This is a genomic window from Subtercola lobariae (assembly GCF_014640255.1).
In the GTDB taxonomy this organism is placed as follows: domain Bacteria; phylum Actinomycetota; class Actinomycetes; order Actinomycetales; family Microbacteriaceae; genus Subtercola; species Subtercola lobariae.
In genome coordinates this window covers 521,669-542,598 of record NZ_BMGP01000002.1, presented here as the reverse complement: position 1 = coordinate 542,598, position 20,930 = coordinate 521,669, and the positions used below count along the sequence as shown (strand labels likewise).

Here is a 20,930-nt window from a genome sequence, read left to right as displayed (position 1 = left end):
GCCTTCGCAGCTAGCGCTCAGCTAGCCCGCGGCTCGGGATCGAGCCCAGACTGGACGCCAGCGAGAGGAAACGCTCGGGCGACGGACCGCGCGGGCGTTTCCGTAGGCCACCGTGGTCGCGCCGAGCGCAAGGAGGCCGCCGGCGAGCGCGCCGATGTAGGCGATCACGCTGCGCCCACCGCCCGTTGCTGGGTTGAGAAACGGGTACGGGTACACTTTTGCGCGGCCTACGGCCCCGCGAATCAGCGTGTACGCCAGCCAGGAGAGCGGAAAGATCATCAGCGCGCCCAACGCTGTGTAGCGCAGCGCGGGGCGGCCCGGTGCGAGCATCCAATCGAGCACCATGACCAGCGGAACCCAGACGTGAATCACCTCGTTCGGCCAGCTCAGCCCCGCGTATGGCCCGACGTACGGCTCGTTGCGCAGCAGCACGTTGTAGACGCCCGCGGTGACGACGGCGTAGCAGACGGCACTGAGTCGGATGATCGTGAACACCTCCGTGTCACGAGGCAGTTTCAGGGCCATCACCCCACCCACAAGCAGCACCACGATGTTGATGAGGCTCGTCTCGATGGTGAAGTAACTGAAGTACTCAGACGGGTCGAACGCGTGATGCGTCACCCGGTCGGCCACCTGAATCACGATCGTGGCGGTAAGCCCGACGCCCGCGACGAGCCTGGCCGCCACCACGACGGGCCGGCTCGCCCGGCCGGGTTCGTTCATCGTCGACTCCACTTCACGACACATATTCGAGGCCGGCACCGTGAACGACGGGTTCGCTCGAAGTGCCGGTGTCACCACGGTCCGCAGCGCCAGCGCCGCCAGTGTCAGGGCTGTGAACCACAAGGCCGTCGTCCACCCTCGATTCCGCGCCCGCGCCTCCTCGCCGCAGCCCGCGCCGGCGGTTCAGAAGCCACCACGCAGCCACGAGGTCTTCGGTTCGGCGAACGTCGAGCCCGGTAACCTCGCGAAAGCGGTTCACTCGATAGCGCACGGTGTTCGGATGCACGGTGAGCCGCCGCGCCGCCTCATGCGCCTGCTGGTCGCACTCGAGGTACACCCGAGTGGTCTCTTCGAGTTCCGAACCGCCATGCTCCGGCCCGCCGCGTTCGTCGGCGTCGAGAACCCCGAAGTGTCGCGTCTCGAGCAAGCCGGCGGCTCGCGACTCCGCGAGCACCAGGGGCCGTGCCCCCAGATCGTCGAGCCGAACAGTTCCGTGCAGTTCGAATCGCTCTGCGGTCTCGAGGGCGAGCACTGCCTCCTCGAACGCGGTGTGCAGCGACTCCAGCGGCCCCGCCGTGCCCACCGCGAGCACAGCCACCCCCGCCGCCACCGGGGCAGTCGGCGCAATGCACCCGAGCTGGTCGCCGATCTTCACGAACAGCAGCCGGTCTGGCGCGGTGCGGGTCGCGGCGGTCATGGCGCGTCGTACCGCCTCGGTCGAGGCGGTCGAGGTCGCTCGTGCCACCAGCACCACGTAGTCACGGCGCGCATCCAGCCCGAACAACCCCGCGTCACGAATGATGTCGTCGACGGGCAGCGTTCCGCTCAGGATGCCCCTGCCGAACGCCGCGCGCCGCTCGGCGTCGAATCGGGCGCGCTCGACCGTGATCTCGCGCTGCACCCGCGCGAAAACCGTCGACGCCTCGTTCGCGAACTCCCACGAACTGTCGTGAATGGCGAGGAGCAGGTCTTTCGGCATGTTCACTTCGACCGCGATCTCGTCGACGAGCGCGAGCATCTCGCGCGAACCGAGCCGGTAGCTCAGTGAGAGCGTATCGATCGAGACCCCCTGCGCGACTCGGCGCAGCGCCAGCACCTGCAGCTGCTCGCGCAGGGCAGCGTCGGGAATGCGGAACGACGCCAACTCGTTGATCTCGCCCTCGAGAAACGATCGCGCCGAGGCTCTGATCTCGTCGTCGGTGAGCAACTCGTACCCCGGAATGAACTGCCGGGCGAGTGCGAGAAACCGCTCGCTCCAGCTGTCGACCGACTCGCGCAACCGGCCCACGGCGGCCATCAGCGCCGCGAGGCTGGGTTCGTCGAGAGTGGTGAGCTCGGGCATCCGTCGACGCCGCGGCCAGAGTTCGGCGCTGTCGACTTCAGTGTCGTCATGCATGCGCCCCACCCTACGCGTCAGTTGTTCGCCAGAACAAGAGCGCGCGAAATCTCTTGGTGCCGCAGCCATGGAGTGCGCTGCGACTGCGGCCCATACTGTGCCTAGGCAGCCACCCGACGTTGTTCGGCTCGCCAAAAATTGTGACGTTCTTCAACGACGAAGGGATCTGTCAGATGTCGAAACAAGTGGTCGACAAACCAGAGAAAACCACGCGGCCGCACTCCCGCGCCGGCTGGATCATCGGGCTGCTCTTCGCGGCCAACCTGCTCAACTTCTACGACCGCGCGATTCCGGCGGTGCTTCTCGACCAGATCGAGCAGGCCTTCGGCATCAACGACGCCCAGGCGGGCCTGCTCGCCTCCGCGTTCGTGATCGTGGCCGCGCTCACGGTCATACCGCTCGGCTACCTGGCCGACCGCATCGCGCGTAAAACCGTCGTGGGTTGGGGGCTGCTCATCTGGAGCGTCTTCACCGCTGTCGGCGGCGTCTTCTCGAGCTTCTGGGTGTTCTTCGGTTCACGCGTGGGCGTCGGCGTGGGCGAGGCGGCCTACGACCCGGCCGCCGGATCGCTGATGGCAGACCTGTACCCCACCGAGAAGCGGGCCAGGGCGAACTCCTGGTTTCAGCTCGGCTTTCCCATCGGCACCATGCTCGCGTACTTCACGGTCGGCGCTGTCGCCGTGGCATTCGGCTCCTGGCGTGCACCCTTTCTCATTGCGGCCGTGCCGGGCATCATCATCGCCATTCTGGTGTTTCGCATTCGCGAGCCCAAGCGTGGGGCGACGGATGCCGTGGCCATCGCCGCTGCTGAACCGCTGACCGGCGCGGGGCCGACTTCTGCGACAACCGACTCGGCCGTCGGCGCAGGCGCAACCGCCCGACCGACGGTCGCCGCCAAGCGCGCCTCCATCTGGTCTGTGCTGCGCATCCGCTCGATGTACGGACTCATCATCGCGTTCGCCGGTTACAACTTCGCGGCCTACGCCATCGGCACCTTCCTCACTCCCGTTCTGCAGCGCTACTACGGGCTCGATCTGGTGAGCGCGGCCGCCGTCAGCGGTGTGGTCATCGGCATCGGCGGCCTGATCGGTCTGCTGCTCGGTGGCTGGGTGACCGACCGCGTGGCCAAGACCTCGATCGCACGGCGCGTGATGGTCGCCGCGGTGTGCCTGCTCGTGGCTGCACCGCTGGCGTACATCGGGCTGAGCGCGTCGTCGTCGGTGCTCGGGCAGCTGGTGCTCTTTCTCGCGCTGAGCTACCTGCTCGGTATGTTCTACCTTGCGGCTGCGGTGCCGGTGGTCAGCGACGTGGTGGGGGCCAAGCAGCGGTCATCCGCTCTCGGCGTGGTATTCGCCATCGGCTACGTCATCGGGGGCGCCGGAGGCCCCGTTGTGGTGGGTGCGCTGTCTGACTCGTTCGCCAAGGGTGCCACGAACCTGTCTGACTCGGCCGCCTCGGCGTACGGTTTGCAGACCGCAATGATGATCGCCGTACCAATTGCGTTCATTGTGGCCGCCATCGGCATGTTCGTGACATCGCGCACGGTGAAGAGCGATCGCGAACGGATGCTCGCCGCCGAGGCCGTGGCATGAGCGCCGACACGGCGGGGCCGACCGTGGCTGGCGCGACGGCCGCCGAGTCTGCCGCCGAATCCACCACGAAGCACGCCAAGGTCGTCATTGTCGGCGGCGGGTTCTCGGGCATCGGGCTCGCCCACAGCCTGCTGAAGAACAAGTTCACCGACTTCGTGATTCTCGAGCGGTCGACCGACGTGGGCGGGGTGTGGCAGTTGAACACGTACCCCGGATGCACGTGCGACGTGCCCTCGAACCTGTACTCCCTCTCGTTCGCACCCAACCCCGACTGGTCGTCGACGTACTCGCCGCAGCCCGAGATCAGGGCGTACCTCCAGAACACCATCGACCGGTTCGGGCTGCGCTCGCGGCTCCACACCGGGGTCGACGTCACTGAGGCGCGCTGGGATGAGGGCGCCCAGCTGTGGCAGCTGCAGACCAGCGAAGGTTCTTACACCGCGCAGGTGCTGGTCAGTGCCGTCGGCCCGCTCACCGAACCGAAGCTGCCCGACGTGCCCGGCATCGAGCTGTTCGAGGGCAAACTGATGCACTCGGCTCGCTGGGATAACGACTACGACCTCACGGGTAAGCGCGTGGCATCCATCGGCACCGGAGCCTCGGCGATTCAATACGTGCCCCGCATCGCCGACCAGGTGGGGGAGTTGCTCGTGTTTCAGCGCAGCGCCCCGTGGATCATGCCGCACGACAAGCGGCCCACCACGCCTGAGGAGCGCGAGAAGTTTCGCAGCCGACCGATGACCCAGAAGATCGACCGTGCGAAGGTCTACGTCAGCAAAGAGGTGCTGTTGCTCGGCTTCGCGAAACGGCCCAAACTGATGCGGTTCGTCGAGGGTCTCTCGAGCAAGCACCTGGCCAGTCAGGTGTCAGACCCCGTGCTGCGTCAGGCGCTCACGCCCGACTTCACCATCGGGTGCAAGCGCATCGTTCCGTCGAACGAGTGGTACCCGGCGCTGCAGAAGCCGAACGTCACGCTGGTGCCGAAGGCCCTGCGCGAGATTCGGGCGCATTCGGTGGTGGATGCCGACGGAACCGAGCACGAGGTCGACACGATCATCTTCGGCACGGGCTTTCACGTGACCGACATTCCGTTCGCCGACCGGGTGTACGGGCGCGACGGGGTGCTGATGAACGAGGTGTGGCAGGGGTCTCCGCGGGCGTACTTGGGAGCATCCGTACCCGGCTTTCCCAACTTCTTCATGTTCTTGGGGCCGAACACGGGCCTCGGGCACAGCTCGATGATCTACATGATCGAGTCGCAGGTGACGCACATCACCAACGCGATTCGTGCGCTCGACACCACCGGGTCGACCTCGATAGAAGTGGATTCCGCGGTGCACGACGCGTACAACCGCGACATCGACCGCAAGATGGCCACCACGGTGTGGGAGGTGGGCGGCTGCACCACGTTCTACCAAGACGCCACCGGCCGCAACGCCACGATCTACCCCGACTGGACCTTTCGGTTTCGGCGCGAGGCGAAGAAGTGGCGAAAAGACGCGTACCACCTGGCGACAGTGCCGGTAGCGGCCGGTGTGGGCGCTGGCGTGGGCAGCACCGACCGTGGGCGAGTGGATGCGCGGGGCAGCGCGGCCGGCGCAGATGCAGCAGCGGCCGGCGCGGGCGCGGGGCGGCGGTTGTCGGCCGTCGAGCGGTCTGCGCGATGAAGGCCGTTTCGGCCAGTGGCGGCGCGCTCGAGTACGTCGATGTCGAGGTGCCGGCGCCTGGCGCGGGTCAGTTGCTGCTCGACGTGAAACGCTGCGGAATCTGCGGCTCAGACTTGCACTCGCTGAAGCACGGCGACGACCTCGCCGACGTGCTGACGCTCTGCGGCTACACCCGGTTCATGCGCTCGGGCGAGCATGTGATCATGGGGCACGAGCTCTACGGCGTGGTGGCCGAGCTCGGCCCGTGGACCCGCGGAACGCTGGCGGTCGGCACCCCCGTGGTGACCGTTCCGCTCGTTCGGCATGGCAAGAAGGTCGATGGAATCGGTCTCTCGGCCGATGCCCCAGGGGCCTATGCCGAGCAGGTGACCGTGCAGGAGTCGTTGACGCTCGCCGTGCCTAACGGTCTCGACGCCGACACGGCGGCGTTGACGGAGCCGATGGCGGTCGCCTGGCACGCGGTGGCCCGCAGCGAGATTCGTAAGAAAGAAGTCGCCGTGGTGATCGGTTGCGGTCCCGTGGGGCTCGCGGTGATCGCCGTGCTCAAGGCGCGCGGCGTCGAGACGATCGTGGCAAGCGATTACTCGCCCACTCGCCGAGCTCTGGCCAGGCGAAGCGGGGCGACCGAGATCGTCAACCCGGCAACCGAGTCGGTGTGGCAGCGGCTCGGTGGCCACGGCTTCAACCAGACGATGCCCGACGAGTACAACGCCGGCATCGATCTCATCGAGTCGAGTTCGAAGCTGCCCGTGCCGTGGTGGTCGACCTGGCGGGCACTCGACACGGTGGGAGCGACGCATCCGAAGCGTCCAGTGGTGTTCGAATGCGTCGGCGTGCCCGGCATGATCGACGGCATTCTGGCAGACGCCCCTCTTCATACCCGTGTGGTGGTGGTGGGCGTGACCATGGGAGCCGACGCGATTCGCCCGTCGCTGGCCATCAACAAAGAGATCGAACTGCGCTTTGTGGTCGGCTACACGCCGCTGGAGTTTCGCGACACTCTGCACGCGCTCGCCGACGGCAAGCTCGATGCGTCGCACATCGTGACGGGCCGGGTGGGACTGCCAGGCGTGGCGAACGCGTTCACGGCGCTCGGCGACCCCGAGACGCACGCGAAGATCGTGATCGATCCGTCACTCGCGGGCGAAGAGGTCGTGCGGCTGTGAGCGTTTCACACCCGTCGACTCCCGACTCGCGCGTGCGGGTCGCGGGGCTCGATGTTCTGGGTCTTTCGCGGTGGCTGCACCGCGAGCATCCCGAGCTGCTCGCAGACCCTCCCGACACCATCACCGCGACGCTTATCGAGGGCGGGCGCAGCAACCTCACCTACCGCATCGAGGGGGCCGCGCGGCCGCTGGTGCTGCGTCGCCCACCGCTCGCGCATGTGCTGGCGAGCGCACACGACATGCGCAGGGAGTACCGCGTGATGGCCGCGCTGGCGAGCACCGCTGTTGCGGTTCCGCCGATGATCGACCTGGTCGACGACACCGAAGCCGGGGAGATCACCGCAACCCCGTTCTACCTGATGGGGTTCGTCGATGGAGTCGTGCTGGCAACGCGCCATGACAACGCTCCCTTCGAGGCCGCTGAGCTTCACCGCATCAGTCTCGAACTCGCTGAAGTGCTCGCCGAGCTGCACGCAGTCGACCCTGAATCCGTCGGTCTCGAAGACTTCGGTCGCCCGACCGGATACCTCACCCGCCAACTCGCCACCTGGCGCCGGCAGCACGACGCCTCACGCTCACGCGAGCAGCCTGCCCTCGAACGTCTGCACGACCTGCTCGCCGAGCGGATGCCCGACCCCTCCGCCCCTCGAACCTCCCTCGTTCATGGCGACTACCGCCTCGACAACGCCCTCGTGACACGCCCGACCCCGCTACCCCACTCTCACCCACGTATAGCGGCGATTCTCGACTGGGAGATGTCGACGCTCGGTGATGCGCTTGTCGACCTCGGCATGCTCGGGCTGTACTGGGGCATCTCAGAGCTGCCCGGCGCGAAGACCGTCATGCCGAGCGCGGTCGATGTCTCTGCGGGGTATGCGTCGTTTCCCGAAATCATCGATGCGTATGCGGTTCGAGCGGGCATTCGCACCCCAGACCTGTCGTGGTATCGCGCCTTCGCGGCCTACAAGCTCGCGGTCATCGCTGAGGGCATCCACTTTCGTTACGCCTCTGGCGGCACCGTGGGCGACGGCTTCGAACGGGTGGGCGACCTCGTCGCGCCGCTCGCCGAAGAGGGCCTTCGCCGCGTGCTTTCCGGCCGAGTCTCGGCTCCCACTCACGGCGCCGCCGATGCGGAGGCCGCCGCTGCGCACGCCGACGGCGAGGCCACCGCTGCGCTGGCCGACACGGCGCCTCACCGCACACCCGACGAGAAAGACTGAGATGGACTTTTCGTACGACGACCGCACCCTCGCGATGAAGAATTCGCTGCAATCGTTTCTCGACGACGACATATTCCCCGCCGAGCATATTCTCGACGAGCAGCTTGCAGCGACCCCAGACGAGTGGGGCACCCGCCCCATCGTTCGCGACTTGCAGACCACAGCCCGCGAGCGCGGCCTCTGGAACCTCTTTCTGACCGGTGAAGGGGGCGCCGGCCTGACGAACCTGCAGTACGCCCCGCTCGCCGAACTCACCGGCTGGAGCATGCGGCTCGCACCCGCGGCCACGAACTGCATGGCGCCCGACAGCGGCAACATCGACCTGCTGCAGGCCTACGCCACCGAAGAGCAGAAGTGGCGGTGGCTGGCGCCATTGCTTGACGCGAGCATCCGTTCGTCGTTCTGCATGACCGAGCCCGACGTCGCGTCGTCTGACGCCACCCAGATCGCCACGCGCATCAGACGCGAAGGCGACGAATACGTCATCTCGGGCCGCAAATGGTGGGCCACCGGCGCCATGAACCCCGAAGCCGAGCTCTTCATTGTGATGGGCAAGAGCGATGTGGATGCTCCGCGGCACCGCCAGCAGTCGATGGTGCTCGTCGGGCGAGACACCCCTGGGGTCACCATCGTGCGGCCGCTCACCGTCTTCGGCTACGACGACCGCGATCACGGCGGTCACGCCGAGATTCTGTTCGACGACGCGCGGGTGCCGGCGTCGAACCTGCTCGGCGGCGAGGGCGAGGGCTTCGCAATGGCGCAGGCGCGGCTGGGGCCAGGGCGCATCCACCACTGCATGCGGGCGCTCGGAATGGCCGAGCACGCGCTCGCGCTCGTTCGTGGGCGGGCGCTCGGGCGAGAGACGTTCGGCGTGCGATTGGCCGATCAGGGCGTGATTCGTGAATGGGCGGCCGAGGCCCGGATTCAGATCGAGTCGCTGCGGCTGCTCGTGCTGAAGACGGCGTGGCTGATGGATACGGTGGGCAACCGCCAGGCGATGACCGAGATTCAGGCCATCAAGATCGCGGTGCCGCGGGCCGTGCAACAGATTCTCGACCACGCGGTGCAGGTATTCGGGGCGGCGGGGCTCGGGCCCGATCATCCACTCGCCTCGCTGCTCGCCGGCGCCCGCGCCCTGCGGCTCGCCGACGGGCCCGACGAGGTGCACCTCGCGGCGCTCGGCAAGGCCGAGCTGAAGGGCAAGAAGTGACTGAGCGCGGCAGAAAAGCCTCAGCGGCGCGAATCGGCGACGAGATTGTGAGGCCGAAATGACGGATCACGCGAAGTGCCCCGCTGAGCTCGGCAGAACGAGTGCGGCGCGAATCGGCAGCGAGAAAGTGGTGAACGAGTGACACGGCACGCAGCAGACCCGGCCATCGACGGCACCGGCTACGGCATGCTCTCGGTGGCGAGCATTCTGGCGGAGTCGGCGACGCGCGCGCCCGACCGGGTCGCGCTGTACTTCAGGGGCGAGGCGCTCAGTTACGGCGAACTCTGGTCGCAGACGCGCGCGTATGCGGGGGCACTGCGCGAGCTCGGCATCGGGCGGGGCGACCGGGTGGCGGTGCTGATTCCGAACGTGCCCGATTTCGCCCGGGTGTACTACGCGGTGCTCGCGCTCGGAGCGATCGTGGTGCCCATTCATCTGCTGTTCAAGGCGAACGAGATCGAGTACGTGCTGCGTGACAGCGGGGCCGATCTCGTTGTGGCGGCCTCGTCATCGCTGGCCGAGGCGCTGCCCGCGGCTCGGGATGCGGCGGTCGATCTCGTGACCGTTCTCGCCCCGCCGCCGGTTGTCTACGTGCCAGCCGCGAAGACTGCGGCGAACGCGTCGCCCGCGACTCCCGCAACGATCGCGACGAACGCGGCCGGGTCGGGCGCCACCCCGCCGGTTGCGGCCGCGCTCGGCACCGAACCGCCGAGCATCCGGCGGCTCGAAGACCTCGCTGGCGCCGCCGTGCCGATTGCACGCCACGAGCCCGTCAGGCCGATGGATGCCGCCACCATTCTCTACACCAGTGGCACCACCGGCACGCCGAAGGGTTCGGTGGGCTCGCACTTGGCGATCGTCGAGCAGGTGCACAACAGCCTGATCGATTCGCTCGACATTCTGCCTGACGACGTGATTTTCGGCGGACTTCCGCTCTTTCACACCTTTGGTCAGACCGCGGTGCTGAACACGGGCTTTCGGCGGGGCGCCGCCATCATTCTGCTGCCGAAGTTCGATGCGGCCGAGGCCATCGAGCTCATGGTGTTGCATCGCGCGACCGTGTTCGAGGGTGTGCCCACCATGTATATCGCGCTCATCGAAGCGGCGGCGGCACGGGTAGAGGCTCGGCCGCCGCTGCGGTTCGCCGTATCGGGCGGTGCAGCCCTGCCCGTGGCTGTGCTCGAGAAGTTCGCGGAGACGTTCGGTGCCGAGGTACACGAGGGGTACGGGCTCACCGAAACGTCATCGACCGTCTCCGTGAACTCGCGCTACGAGAAGACGCGCCCGGGAACCGTCGGCAGGCCGCTCTGGGGAGTCGAAGTGGCCGTTGCCGAGCCGGAGGTCGAGGGCCGCATCGAGCTGCTGCCCGATGCCGGCGCCGTGGGTGAAATCGTGGTTCGCGGCTACAACGTGTTCAACGGGTATCTCGGCAGGCCTGACGCCTCGGCCGACGCGGTCGTTGACGGCTGGCTGCGCACGGGCGACCTCGGCACGCTCAGCGCCGATGGATTCATCACCATCGTCGACCGCAAGAAAGACCTCATCGTGCGAAACGGCTACAACGTGTACCCCACCGAGGTCGAGGCGGTGCTGGCGCGGCATGCGGCGGTGAGCATGGTGGCCGTGTTCGGAGTGCCCGACGACGTGCACGGGCAAGAGGTGCATGCGGCGGTGGTGACGCGGGTGGGTGAAACCGTCGAGCCGAACGACCTCATCGCGTTCGCGTGCGAGCGCATGGCGGCCTATAAGTTTCCGCGGGTGGTGCACTTCGTCACCGAGCTTCCACTCGGGCCGAGTGGCAAGGTGCTGAAGCGCGTGTTGACCGAGCGGTTCGCCGCGGCGGTCTGACGGCGGGCGGGGCCGAAGCGCGGTGACACCGGGCGACGCCGGGCATGTGCGGCGTGACCCCGCGGTGGGTGCCGCGCACGCGGTGATCCGCTGCCGGCCGCCGCGGGCGACCCGCGCTACCAGACCGGGCGGATCGCAATGCCGCCGTCGATGTGCAGCGTCTGCCCGGTCATCCACGCCGCATCGTCTGAGAGCAGAAACGCTACCGGGCCCGCGATGTCTTCGGGCAGGCCGAGCCGGCCGAGCGGATATTCGGCTGCAGCCTGCTCTTCGTGCCCCTCGTAGAGCGCGCGGGCGAAGTCGGTCTTCACGACGGCAGGCGCCACGGCATTGACCCGGATGCCCGGCGCCAGTTCTTGGGCCAGCTGCACGGTGAGGTTGATGATGCCCGCCTTCGAGATTCCGTAGGCGGCGATGCCGGGGCTCGCCGTGGTGCCGGCCACCGACGAGAGGTTGACGATCGAGCCGGTGAACCCGGCCGCGACGGCGCCTCGTATCCAGCCGAGGGTTGCGATGATGTTCACGTCGAGCATTTTGCGAAAGGCCGACTCGTCGACCTCGAGAAGGGCGCCGTAGGCCGGGTTGATTCCGGCGTTGTTGACGAGATGATCGAGGTGGCCGAAGCGCTCGTCGATCAGTTCGAAGACCTGGGCGCGGTGCTCGGCGTCGTCGGCCTTGCCCGCAACGCCCACGGCGACAGCTGCACCCAGTTCGGCGACGGCCGCGTCGAGGCTTTCGTGCTTGCGCCCCGTGATGACCACCTGGCAGCCTTCGTCAACGAGTCGTTTCGCAATGGCGAAACCGATGCCGCGGCTGCCGCCGGTGATCAGAGCGACTCTGCCCTCGAACCTCTGCACGTTCTGCCCTCTTCCTGAAAAAGACGACCTACGCCGCGTTGTAAAGCGCCGGCCGCAGGCCCGATTCCAGGTTAGCCGACACTGGTTCGGCTGCCGCGAGCCAGGCCGCGCCAGCTGCTTTCATGTCGCTTTCGAGTTCGCTGCCTTTGGTGGGGAAGGTCTTCGTCACCGGAAAACCGCTCTTCTCAAGCACGTAGGCCAGAGCGGCGTATTCGGCGGGGTACTTCGACACCGTCTCCTGGTCGAGCTCGACGACCCCGGTGGGAAAGGTGAAGCTGCCCATGTCGTAGATGCTGCCGCGGTTCACGATGCGCCACACGCCGTCGCGCCGTTCGATCTGATCGTAGAAGCGGTTGTGCGTTGCGCAGCCGACACCCAGCTCACGGTTCTCGGCGACGATCATGGCGTTCGTCTCGGCGATGGCACGGTCACCATTGAAGGTGACGAGCGGCGAGGCGATGAGGTGCTTCGTGCGCACGTTCGAGGCGCCCATGCGAATCGAGGCGTCGACGAAGTCGCTGAAGAGGCCGGTGAACCAGGTGATTTCGATGGTTCCGTCGGGGTGAAAGAGCTCACGGAGTTCAGTCCACTCGCTCTGGTCGCGGTGCATCCAGCCGGTGAGAAGGTCGTTGATGGCAAGTCTGTCTTCAATGTAATCGGTCATGTTTTAATGGTGCTCTCGGGCCGGCTATAAGTCTAATAGATTGATTCTTTCTATTGATCAGTCATACTGATGGTTATGGAACTTCGCCACCTGCGCTACTTCGTCACCCTCGCCGAAGAGGGCCATTTCGGCCGGGCGGCCGAGCGGTTGCACATCGTGCAGCCCACGCTCAGCATGCAGATTCGCGACCTCGAGCGTGAACTCGGCGGCCCGCTATTCGTTCGCACCAGCCGCAGCGTCGAGCTCACAGAGGCCGGCGAAGTGTTGCTCGTCGAAGCCCGCCGAACCTTGGCCCAAGCCGCGCATGCTCAGGCGGCGGTCGAAAGCTCACTGCGGGGCGAGACGGGAATCGTGCGTGTCGGTTTCGCCGGGGTTGCCGTTCTCATCGGCAAACTTACGGATGATCTGCGAGCCTTTCACGTCGCCCACCCCGACGCCGTGCTCGAGCTCTACGAAATGGCGCCGAGCGAACAGGGCAGCGCACTACTTGCGGGCGAACTCGACGTGGGTTACAGCCCCAGTTACGGGTTCGATTTCGACCCAGAACTCGAGAGAGCCCGAATAGGCGATTGGCCTCTGGTCGTGGCGCTGGCTGCCGATCATCCGCTCGCCCGTGGGCGAAGCATCTCATTGTCAGACCTGGCCGACGAACCGCTGATCGTGTACGCGAGCGGGCAGGCCGACGACAGCACGCTGACAGCGCTGCGGCAGCGAACGGGAAGCGAGCCGCATGTGGCTCACCGTGTTTCGAGCACACTGAGCGTGCTGGCGCTCGCGGCGGCAGGGCTCGGGCTCGCGCTGGTACCGCAGCCCACGACGCAGGTGAGCATTCCGAACGTCACCTATCGCCCGACGCGCGAAGAACCGATGGCAGCCGACCTCGTATTGGTAAGCCGCCCGAACGACAGTAACGGCGCCGTTCGGGCCTTTCTCGCGCTTGCTCGTGGCTAGCCGGCTTGCGTCGCTGAGTTCTTCGCGCCCGATTGACACAAAAGCGCCCTAAACAAGCTTTTAGGGGGCTCTTGCGTCAAATTGCGCTCCGACCGATCGGAACGACGCGATCAGACGTCGCTGAGTTCTGCGGCCAGGTCGGAGGGCTCGGCACGCTTTGCCGTCTTCACGGATCCCGTGTCGGTGTTCATGTACTTGCCACCGGCGAAGAACGAGGCGATGGCGCCCAGCACTGACAGAACGGCGGCGGCGGTGAACACGATGACCAGACCCGAGTGGAAGGCGTCGGAGATCAGCTGGGGGAAGAACGTCTGACCGGTGAGCGCCGCCGCATTGGCCGGCGAGAGCGAGTTCAGCACGCCTGTCGGGCCGAGTATCGACTCGATGGGGTTGTAGCCGAGGAACGCGGCGAAGAGGCTGCCCACCGGGGGCGTCGCGGCAACCTGATTGGCGATCTCGGTCGTGATGCCGTGGGCCGTCAGGCCGTCGTACATGGCGCTCGGCAGGGTGGCAGCGAGTCCGACGATCATCAGCGAGAAGAAGATGCCGATCGAGAGCGAGTTACCGGCGTTCTGGAACGTACCGGTCATACCCGAAGCGGCACCACGCTGGTTGGCCGGCACGCTGTTCATGATGGCGGTGCGGTTCGGGGCGGCGAACATGCCCGAGCCGACTCCGTTCAGGAAGGTCAGCACGGCGAAGATGCCGTAGTTGAAGTTCACTGGAATGAGCAGCAGCGCGACGAAGGTCGCTGCCACGAGCAGCAGGCCGCCGACGGCGAAGGTTCGTGCACCGAACTTGTCGCTGAGGGTTCCCGAGAGAGGGCCGGAGATGAGGAAGCCGACGGTGAGCGGAAGCAGATAGATGCCGGCCCACAACGGTGTGCTCTCGTACGAGAACCCGTGCAGCGGAAGCCAGATGCCCTGCAGCCAGATGATCAGCATGAACTGCATGCCGCCTCGGCTGATGGCTGCCAAAAGGCCCGCCACGTTGCCGAATGCGAACGCCTTGATGGCGAAGAGCCGAACGTTGAACAGCGGGTCTTTGTGGTGCAGTTCGACGAAGACGAAGATCACCAGCAGTGCGATGCCGCCGATGATGGCGCCGAGAACCCACGGGTTCGTCCAGCCCATCGAACTGTCGCCGTAGGGCTGAATGCCGTACGTGATGCCGGTGAGCAGCGAGATGAGGCCTACCGCGAAGAGCACGTTGCCCGGAATGTCGACCTTGCCCGGGTTGCGTTGGCCTACTTCGTGAAGCGACTTGAACGACCAGATGGTGCCGAGAATGCCGAACGGCACGCTCACCAAGAAGATCAGGTGCCAGTCGATGGTCGCGAGCACACCGCCGATGAGCAGGCCGAGGAACGAACCCGCGATGGCGGCGATCTGGTTGATGCCGATGGCCATGCCGCGCTTGTTCGCGGGGAACGCATCGGTCAGAATCGCAGTGGAGTTGGCGAAGATCATCGCGCCACCCACGGCCTGAACCACGCGCCAGCCGATCAGCCACAGCGCGCCCTGCCCCGCGAGGAACGGGTCGAAGACCAGGGCAATAGCTGCGAGCGTGAAGATCACGAAGCCCATGTTGTAGATCTTCACGCGACCGTAGATGTCGCCGAGCCGGCCGAACGTCATCGTCAGAACGGCGGTGACGAGAATGAAGCCCATGAGCATCCAGAGCAGGTAACTCACGTTGCCGGGCTCGAGGGGGTTCAGCTGAATGCCCTTGAAGATGGCAGGTAGCGAGATGAGCACGATCGAGCTGTTGATGGTCACCATCAGCATGCCGAGCGTGGTGTTACTGAGTGCCACCCACTTGTATTTGGGGTGGTCTTTACTGAACATTGCGCCGCGTTCGCGAGTAGCCTTCTCAGCCACGATTCCTCCGTCACAGGCCTCGCCATTGAGCGCCAAGAAAATAGTTGTTGTATAGCAACTATATCTGACTCTGAGCGAACGCGAAGGGTTTGGCGCGCATTTCACATTCCCTGCACGCGAATTCGTGAATCGGCGTAATGAAACGGAGTCCTTGTACTCCTGCTTTATGAAGCGAGTCGTGCGACTGGTGGGCGCTTCAGAGCGAGTCTGAAGACTCTGGAGGAATTGTGCAAGTTAAACAGGGTTCGTCGCGTCGACGCAAGGTTGGCGCTGCCCTAAGCATGGTCGTGATGATGGGGGCGCTTTCGTTCGGGTCTCTGTCGGCCGCTCATGCAGATGAGTGCGCGGGCTGTGGCTTTGGCGACGACGGCGGTGGTGGCGGGTACGACGGCGGCGGTTACGGTGGCTCGGGCGGAGGGCCCGGCGGTTCCGGCGGAGGTTCCGGCGGCAGCGACCAGGGGCCCGCTACGACTCCCGATGGGTCTGGCACGCCCGACGATCCCGGCACGCCGCCAGACCCTTCGTCGCCTGATATTCCTGGAGCTCCTGCCGACCCGACTCCGGATGACCCGGGAACGCCGTCTGATCCGTCGACGCCCGACGACCCCGGGACTCCGTCCGACCCGTCAGCGCCGTCCGACCCCAACGTCCCGAACGATCCGTCGAGTTCGCCTGCGCCGACGACGCCCCCCGACGCTCCCGGCTCGCCGAACAATGTCATCGTTCGCGACCCGGTGACCGGAAATGTGCTCGACCACGACGGCGCCACTGTCGTCGCCGTACCGATCTCGGTCAAAGGAACCGACGGCAATGGCCACTCGTATTTCGTTGCGGGCACGAAGGTCACCGTCAACTATGCGATCGATGCGCTCGTGTTCGGACTGCACTTCAGCCAGTGCAACGTGTTGCCCGGCAAGATCATCGATTGCAATGACGGCAACGTCAAAGCCGTGGAACTGGGCTAACGCGACAATCGGCTTCAGGGCCCGACGGGCGCAGAGAAAACTCGTTCTCTGCGCCCGTCAGCGCACGAAATCGTACTCGGTGGGGTCGAAAGAGTGCAGCGCACGGCGGAATGCAGAGGCTCGGTGCGGCCAGATAGTGGTGTTGCGGCCGTCGTCGTCGAGGTAGTAACTGGTGCAGCCCGTTGACCAGACGGAGCGCTTCAGCGATGACTGAACCGTGCGGTTGTAGCTCGCCTGGGCATCCGGAGTCGGCTCGAGAGAACGGGCGCCGAGACTCGAGAGGCCCGCGAGGGCCTGCAGCACGTAGTCGATCTGCGACTCGATGATGTAGATCATGCTGTTGTGACCGAGCACGGTGTTGGGGCCGAGCAGCAGAAAGAGGTTCGGAAAGTCGACCACGGTGGTGCCGCGCAGTGCGCTCATGTGCGGCTGCCAGGCCTCGGCGAGAGTGTCGCCGTACCGACCCACCAAGAGGCTCGACACGGGCGGATGCGTCGCGTTGAATCCGGTGGCCGCAATGAGAACGTCGAACGTTCGCCGGGTGCCGTCTGCCGTGATGACGTCGTTGCCGTCGACCCGGTCGATGGCCGAGGTGGCGAGCTCGACGTTCGGCTCGGTGAGGGCGTGGTAGTACTCCGACGAGATGAGGATGCGCTTGCAGCCGATATGAAAGTCGGGCATCAGAGCGGCTCGCAGGTGCGGGTCAGTCACCTGCGAGCGCAGGTAGCGCGCGGCGAACGCCTGAAACGCGGCCCCGACTGGGCGGCTGCGAAAACCGGCGAACCGTGATTCGGCGCGGGCGAACAGCACGCGGCGGGAGGCCTGCTGCAGCGCGGGCACGCGGCGATACAGCTGCCGTCTAACCGCCGAGGTGGGGTGGTCGGCGCGCGGCACGATCCAGGGCGCCGAGCGCTGAAACACGGTGACCTGGGCGGCGACCTTCTGCAGTTCGGGCACGAATTGAATCGCCGAGGCGCCGGTGCCGATGACGCCGATGCGCTTACCGGCGAGCTCGATGTGGTGGTTCCAGTGCGCCGAATGAAAGGCGGGGCCGCCGAAGGTCGACAGGCCAGCGATGCGCGGCCACACCGGGTCGATCAGCGGGCCGGCGCCCGAAATCAGCACGTTCGCGGTGAAGGTTTCGTGGTTGGTTTCGATGAGCCAGTGCGCTTCGGCATCGATCCATTCGGCGCGCATCAGCTGGGTACCGAACGACAAGCGGTCGTAGAGCTCATAGGCGGTTGCGACTCGGCGCAGGTAGTCGAGTATTTCGGGCTGGCGGCCGTAGGTGTGCTCCCAGTCGGGGTTCGGTGCGAACGAGAAGGAGTAGAGGTCGCTGCGAATGTCGCAGGCGGCGCCGGGGTAGGTGTTGTCGCGCCAGGTTCCACCGACCTCGTGAGCGCGTTCGAGAATGAGAAAGTCGTCGATGCCGCGCATCACGAGCTGGCAGGCCATGCCGATTCCCGCGAAGCCGGCGCCGATGATGGCGACGCGCACGTGTCTCGTCATGGCGGGCCTCCCTTCGCCGCACGACATTGCACGGGCGCGCCGCCAGTGCGCCTGTGCAGATCAGTGTGCGACTGCCACGGTCTCGGCACAAGAGTGCGGGCGCACTTTCCTGGCGATGTCGGCCACAGAGGCTGTCAGCGGTGCAGCGGTATGTCGGCGATGCAGCGGTACGGCGGCGGTAAACCGAGTCAGCGAATCGGCAGGAGCTTTTCGAAGCAGAGCGAGAACGGAATGGCCTCGACGTAGGGCTCGTAGATGGCGATGGGCGTATAGCCGAGCTTCTCGTACAGCGCTACGGCTTCAGGCTGGCGATCGCCGGTCTGCAGAATGAGGCGGCTCGCGCCAGCGGCGGAGGCGATGCGAGCGAGTTCGGCCATGATGGCGAGGGCCACTCCCCGCCCGCGCGCTTCGCTTGCCACGATGACGCGCTTCACCTCCCAATCGCCGCGCAGCATTCGAAGCGAGGCGTGGCCGAGTGCAGCGCCATCGGTATCGAGTGCGAGCACGGTGGCGACCACGTCAGCGGGGTCGACTGCCAGGGCCGCTGTGATTGTGTCATCGGCGGCCGCGTCGCCGAAGCCTGGCACGCGGCGTGCGTACCGTGCGCTCATCTCGACATCCATCAGCGCACGCATGGCCACAGCGCGCGGGTCGCTCCAGGCGACAGACTCGAGAGTGAAATCGGCGATTCGTTCGGGCATGACTCAACGCTACCTGGGCGCGCGGTGTGGTTTGCCTCGCAGGGCCACCACGTGCACCTCACGGCCCACTCGAGTGCCTAGGCTGAATGGGTGAGCGAAAAGGAGAGCAGGCCTCGTACCCGGGCGAGCCTCGAAGGTCTGCGCGCCGAAGCTCGCCAAGAACTCGACACGGTCGTGCACGAACGGCTGTTGCTCGGCGAAGATCCGTGGGAGTTCATGGAAGAGCTACCCACCGTCGACGAGCTAGTGGTGTACCTGCTGCGCGCTGAGGCCATCGAGGCCAATGGGCGCCAACGGGCATCCGCTGCCCGAGAGTATCGCGTGTTGCGGCAGATCGCTCTCAGCTACCCCGATCTCACGCAGACGGTGTGGCGGATGCTCGGCGAGCACGGTTGGGCGCCGGCAGCTCGAAGCTGACCACCCTCAGTCGCTCAGCGCGGGGGCGGTCAAGACCGATGTGACGTGGCGTAAGGCGCGGCGGGCCTCGGGGGTCCACGGGGCGCCGACGAAAACGTGAATTCCGCCTCGATAGATTCGCAGCTCGGTCTGGCCGCCGGCCGCACGGATGCGCTTCGTCAACAGTTTCGCGTCGGCCAGCAGCACGTCGCGGTCGCCTTGATAGGTGTAAACCGGCGGCAGATCGTTGAGCTCAGCAAAGATCGGGCTCACCAGCGAATCTTTCGGGCCCGCAGCACCCGCCCACCACCGGCCCGCTTCGGCAAGTCCCGCAGCCCCCAGCATCGTGTCGAGCGGTGCGAGGCGCGCCACTTGCGGGTTGCTCATGGTGGCGTCGACCCACGGGGAGAACAGAATGATGCCGGCTGCTCGAGGCTTACCCGCGTCACGAGCACGAATGGCCTGACCGAGCGCCAGAGCACCGCCGGCCGAGTCGCCGCTCAGAAACACGCGGTCGCCGTAACGGGCGATGGCCTCGTCATAGATCGCATCGAGTACGTGGTAGGCCTCGCCGAACTGATGCTCGGGGGCGAGGCCGTAGAGCGGAACGGTGATGCTCACGCCCGTCTTCTCGATGATCGACGCGAGAAGCTGCCAGTGCGTGGCCAGAATCGAGAAGACGAAGGCTCCGCCGTGGGTGTAGATGAGGTGGGTGCCGGCGGTTGTGCCTGTGCTTGTGGCTGAGCCCGTGCCTGTTCGTGTGGGCGCGTGCTTCGGGGTGAGACGGATGACCGGCCGGCCCTCGACGGTGAGCTCTTCGACGTGGGCGACCTTCAGCAGGCCGCGCGTCACAGGGGCCGGGGGTTGGCGGTGGGCCACGGCCTCACGCATCGCCTCTGGTGTCGCCGTTCTGATGGGGGTCAGCCGGAGCAGGCCGCGGGTGAGGGTCATCGAGAGCGACATGGTTCATCTTCGCATCGCGCGGCGGCGATGCGACAGGGGGTGTCGATGACTGAAGGCAGCGGCACGTTTATTTTGGGTGCCGATTGTGGCACAGTGGGGCAGAGAACTGAGGAGCAGTCATGAGCGACCAAGACCCCACGGAGTTCATTCCCACCGCCGGGCCCGCAGGCAGCGTGCCGCCGGGTGCGCCCGCAGTGCCGCCGGGCGGTGGGCCTGCCGTGCCGCCTCCGGGTGGGCCAGGCGCGCCAGAAGGGCCTGGCGACATTGCGGGTTCGGGCGGGGCGGGCGAACCCAAGAAAAGGCGCGCTCTCATGTGGGTGCTCATCGCGCTCGCGGCTGTGATCGTGATTCTGCTCGTAGTGTTGATCGTGCTATTCGCTCAGTCGAACTCGAAGAACTCCACCGCCAGTGCAACGGTGACTCCGACAAGCGCGACGCCGACGCCGACGGCCACTCCGACCGCAACGGCCAAGCCGACGACTACGGCGAGCCCCACGTCGCAGCCGGCGCAGCCCACAACCCAGCCGACTACGACGGTCACCAAGCCGGTCATCACCTCGTATTCGGTCACGCCGACCTCCGTCACCTGCTCCACCGGCGCACCTGCCGTGCCCGCCTTCACCAGCACGCCGCTGACGATCAGCTGGACGAGCACCGGCGGAACGAAGGCCTACCTCGGGGTCGACACCACCGACGCTCAGGCGGAACCCTTCGAGTCGGTGAATCCAGATTCGGGTAGCAACCAAGATATCGACTACCAGTGCTACGACTCGCACACCTACACCCTGACGGTGGTGGGTTCAGACGGTTCGACCGCGAGTAAAACCGTGACGGTGTCGAACATCGGCGACCACTGAGTCTTATCGCAGAGCAGTATTTCGAAAACGTTAGGCTGCAGGTATGGCATACGAATCTGCGGGCGAAGCCTGGCAAGACCTGTTGTTGATCATGAGCGGCGAAGAGGGTGTGACGAGCACCGAGAGCGAACTGCTGGTTCACGGCACGGTGTTCGCGTTTCGCGAGGGTGACGACATTGTTGTCGAGGTGCCGGCGGCACGGGCATCCGACCTCAAAGCACGCGGGGTAGCGTCGAAGTTCTCGGTCGACGGCCACACGTCGCGCGACTGGGTGCGGGTCAGCGACCTGCAGCTCTGGCCGGAGTTGGCGCGCGAGGCCCACGAATTCGTGGGCGAACCGGCCGTCGGCGGCGAATCGTAGGCGT

Annotated in this window: 19 protein-coding genes; 11 read left to right on the top strand and 8 right to left on the bottom strand. The window is 66.1% G+C overall.

Annotated elements, in window-relative coordinates:
• Nucleotides 1-21 precede the first annotated feature (21 nt).
• Together IEX24_RS06865 and IEX24_RS06860 are read right to left on the bottom strand one after the other, a co-directional pair.
• Nucleotides 22-723: a Pr6Pr family membrane protein gene (locus tag IEX24_RS06865; RefSeq protein WP_188675646.1), complete on the bottom strand. Its 702-nt coding sequence runs from the start codon at nt 721-723 to the stop codon at nt 22-24.
• Nucleotides 724-736: 13 nt separating this feature from the next.
• Nucleotides 737-2,119: a PucR family transcriptional regulator gene (locus IEX24_RS06860; RefSeq protein WP_188675644.1), complete on the bottom strand. Its 1,383-nt coding sequence runs from the start codon at nt 2,117-2,119 to the stop codon at nt 737-739.
• Between the two features lie 173 nt (nt 2,120-2,292).
• On the opposite strand from IEX24_RS06860, the gene IEX24_RS06855 reads away from it, so the two are divergent.
• From IEX24_RS06855 to IEX24_RS06830, 6 genes are all read left to right on the top strand, one after another.
• Entirely contained in the window at nt 2,293-3,711 is a 1,419-nt protein-coding gene (locus IEX24_RS06855) for a spinster family MFS transporter (protein ID WP_188675642.1), read from the top strand.
• Entirely contained in the window at nt 3,708-5,378 is a 1,671-nt protein-coding gene (locus tag IEX24_RS06850) for a flavin-containing monooxygenase (protein ID WP_188675640.1), read from the top strand. The genes IEX24_RS06855 and IEX24_RS06850 overlap by 4 nt, the downstream gene beginning before the upstream one ends.
• Nucleotides 5,375-6,544, top strand: coding sequence for a zinc-binding dehydrogenase (locus tag IEX24_RS06845; RefSeq protein WP_188675638.1), 1,170 nt, complete (start codon nt 5,375-5,377; stop codon nt 6,542-6,544). Before IEX24_RS06850 ends, IEX24_RS06845 begins: the two co-directional genes overlap by 4 nt.
• Nucleotides 6,541-7,764: a phosphotransferase family protein gene (locus IEX24_RS06840; protein WP_229715144.1), complete on the top strand. Its 1,224-nt coding sequence runs from the start codon at nt 6,541-6,543 to the stop codon at nt 7,762-7,764. Before IEX24_RS06845 ends, IEX24_RS06840 begins: the two co-directional genes overlap by 4 nt.
• A 1-nt stretch (nt 7,765) precedes the next feature.
• On the top strand, nt 7,766-8,974 hold the full coding sequence (locus IEX24_RS06835; protein WP_188675635.1) for an acyl-CoA dehydrogenase family protein: 1,209 nt from the start codon (nt 7,766-7,768) through the stop codon (nt 8,972-8,974).
• Between the two features lie 186 nt (nt 8,975-9,160).
• The gene (locus tag IEX24_RS06830) at nt 9,161-10,822 is read left to right on the top strand and encodes an AMP-binding protein (RefSeq protein WP_188676549.1); all 1,662 of its coding nucleotides are present in this window, start codon (nt 9,161-9,163) and stop codon (nt 10,820-10,822) included.
• A gap of 116 nt (nt 10,823-10,938) precedes the next feature.
• Here the strand turns inward: IEX24_RS06830 and IEX24_RS06825 are convergent, their stop codons facing one another.
• Both IEX24_RS06825 and IEX24_RS06820 read right to left on the bottom strand, forming a co-directional pair.
• The gene (locus tag IEX24_RS06825; protein WP_188675632.1) at nt 10,939-11,679 is read right to left on the bottom strand and encodes an SDR family oxidoreductase; all 741 of its coding nucleotides are present in this window, start codon (nt 11,677-11,679) and stop codon (nt 10,939-10,941) included.
• A gap of 28 nt (nt 11,680-11,707) precedes the next feature.
• The gene (locus IEX24_RS06820; RefSeq protein ID WP_188675628.1) at nt 11,708-12,343 is read right to left on the bottom strand and encodes a nuclear transport factor 2 family protein; all 636 of its coding nucleotides are present in this window, start codon (nt 12,341-12,343) and stop codon (nt 11,708-11,710) included.
• Nucleotides 12,344-12,418: 75 nt separating this feature from the next.
• Between IEX24_RS06820 and IEX24_RS06815 the strand changes: the two genes are divergently transcribed.
• Nucleotides 12,419-13,294 (top strand): LysR substrate-binding domain-containing protein, encoded by an 876-nt coding sequence (locus IEX24_RS06815; protein WP_188675625.1) that lies wholly within the window; start codon nt 12,419-12,421, stop codon nt 13,292-13,294.
• Nucleotides 13,295-13,404: 110 nt separating this feature from the next.
• On the opposite strand, the gene IEX24_RS06810 is transcribed toward IEX24_RS06815, so the two are convergent.
• Nucleotides 13,405-15,174 carry an MFS transporter gene (locus tag IEX24_RS06810; RefSeq protein WP_229715143.1) on the bottom strand — a complete coding sequence of 590 codons (1,770 nt, stop codon included), beginning with the start codon at nt 15,172-15,174 and terminating at the stop codon, nt 13,405-13,407.
• Between the two features lie 281 nt (nt 15,175-15,455).
• On the opposite strand from IEX24_RS06810, the gene IEX24_RS06805 reads away from it, so the two are divergent.
• Complete coding sequence (locus IEX24_RS06805; RefSeq protein WP_188675622.1) at nt 15,456-16,139, top strand: hypothetical protein; 684 nt, start codon at nt 15,456-15,458, stop codon at nt 16,137-16,139.
• A gap of 57 nt (nt 16,140-16,196) precedes the next feature.
• Here the strand turns inward: IEX24_RS06805 and IEX24_RS06800 are convergent, their stop codons facing one another.
• Nucleotides 16,197-17,648, bottom strand: a complete 1,452-nt coding sequence (locus tag IEX24_RS06800; RefSeq protein ID WP_188675619.1) for a flavin-containing monooxygenase — start codon at nt 17,646-17,648, stop codon at nt 16,197-16,199.
• A 188-nt stretch (nt 17,649-17,836) separates the two neighbouring features.
• Nucleotides 17,837-18,349: a GNAT family N-acetyltransferase gene (locus IEX24_RS06795; RefSeq protein ID WP_188675616.1), complete on the bottom strand. Its 513-nt coding sequence runs from the start codon at nt 18,347-18,349 to the stop codon at nt 17,837-17,839.
• Between the two features lie 90 nt (nt 18,350-18,439).
• On the opposite strand from IEX24_RS06795, the gene IEX24_RS06790 reads away from it, so the two are divergent.
• Nucleotides 18,440-18,766 carry a tryptophan synthase subunit alpha gene (locus IEX24_RS06790; RefSeq protein ID WP_188675614.1) on the top strand — a complete coding sequence of 109 codons (327 nt, stop codon included), beginning with the start codon at nt 18,440-18,442 and terminating at the stop codon, nt 18,764-18,766.
• A 6-nt stretch (nt 18,767-18,772) separates the two neighbouring features.
• Here the strand turns inward: IEX24_RS06790 and IEX24_RS06785 are convergent, their stop codons facing one another.
• Nucleotides 18,773-19,708, bottom strand: coding sequence for an alpha/beta hydrolase (locus IEX24_RS06785; protein ID WP_188675612.1), 936 nt, complete (start codon nt 19,706-19,708; stop codon nt 18,773-18,775).
• 119 nt (nt 19,709-19,827) lie between these two features.
• On the opposite strand from IEX24_RS06785, the gene IEX24_RS06780 reads away from it, so the two are divergent.
• Together IEX24_RS06780 and IEX24_RS06775 are read left to right on the top strand one after the other, a co-directional pair.
• Nucleotides 19,828-20,565, top strand: a complete 738-nt coding sequence (locus IEX24_RS06780) for a hypothetical protein (protein WP_188675610.1) — start codon at nt 19,828-19,830, stop codon at nt 20,563-20,565.
• 43 nt (nt 20,566-20,608) lie between these two features.
• Nucleotides 20,609-20,926, top strand: coding sequence for a hypothetical protein (locus IEX24_RS06775; RefSeq protein ID WP_188675607.1), 318 nt, complete (start codon nt 20,609-20,611; stop codon nt 20,924-20,926).
• Nucleotides 20,927-20,930: the final 4 nt, after the last annotated feature.

Bases quoted from the DNA above. Each gene is read 5' to 3' on its own strand.
- IEX24_RS06785 (WP_188675612.1), bottom strand. From the start codon at position 19,708: ATGTCGCTCTCGATGACCCTCACCCGCGGCCTGCTCCGGCTGACCCCC.
- IEX24_RS06835 (WP_188675635.1), top strand. From the start codon at position 7,766: ATGGACTTTTCGTACGACGACCGCACCCTCGCGATGAAGAATTCGCTG.
- IEX24_RS06805 (WP_188675622.1), top strand. From the start codon at position 15,456: ATGGTCGTGATGATGGGGGCGCTTTCGTTCGGGTCTCTGTCGGCCGCT.
- IEX24_RS06850 (WP_188675640.1), top strand. From the start codon at position 3,708: ATGAGCGCCGACACGGCGGGGCCGACCGTGGCTGGCGCGACGGCCGCC.
- IEX24_RS06845 (WP_188675638.1), top strand. From the start codon at position 5,375: ATGAAGGCCGTTTCGGCCAGTGGCGGCGCGCTCGAGTACGTCGATGTC.
- IEX24_RS06815 (WP_188675625.1), top strand. From the start codon at position 12,419: ATGGAACTTCGCCACCTGCGCTACTTCGTCACCCTCGCCGAAGAGGGC.
- IEX24_RS06795 (WP_188675616.1), bottom strand. From the start codon at position 18,349: ATGCCCGAACGAATCGCCGATTTCACTCTCGAGTCTGTCGCCTGGAGC.
- IEX24_RS06865 (WP_188675646.1), bottom strand. From the start codon at position 723: ATGAACGAACCCGGCCGGGCGAGCCGGCCCGTCGTGGTGGCGGCCAGG.
- IEX24_RS06775 (WP_188675607.1), top strand. From the start codon at position 20,609: ATGGCATACGAATCTGCGGGCGAAGCCTGGCAAGACCTGTTGTTGATC.
- IEX24_RS06780 (WP_188675610.1), top strand. From the start codon at position 19,828: ATGAGCGACCAAGACCCCACGGAGTTCATTCCCACCGCCGGGCCCGCA.
- IEX24_RS06830 (WP_188676549.1), top strand. From the start codon at position 9,161: ATGCTCTCGGTGGCGAGCATTCTGGCGGAGTCGGCGACGCGCGCGCCC.
- IEX24_RS06855 (WP_188675642.1), top strand. From the start codon at position 2,293: ATGTCGAAACAAGTGGTCGACAAACCAGAGAAAACCACGCGGCCGCAC.
- IEX24_RS06800 (WP_188675619.1), bottom strand. From the start codon at position 17,648: ATGACGAGACACGTGCGCGTCGCCATCATCGGCGCCGGCTTCGCGGGA.
- IEX24_RS06820 (WP_188675628.1), bottom strand. From the start codon at position 12,343: ATGACCGATTACATTGAAGACAGACTTGCCATCAACGACCTTCTCACC.
- IEX24_RS06860 (WP_188675644.1), bottom strand. From the start codon at position 2,119: ATGCATGACGACACTGAAGTCGACAGCGCCGAACTCTGGCCGCGGCGT.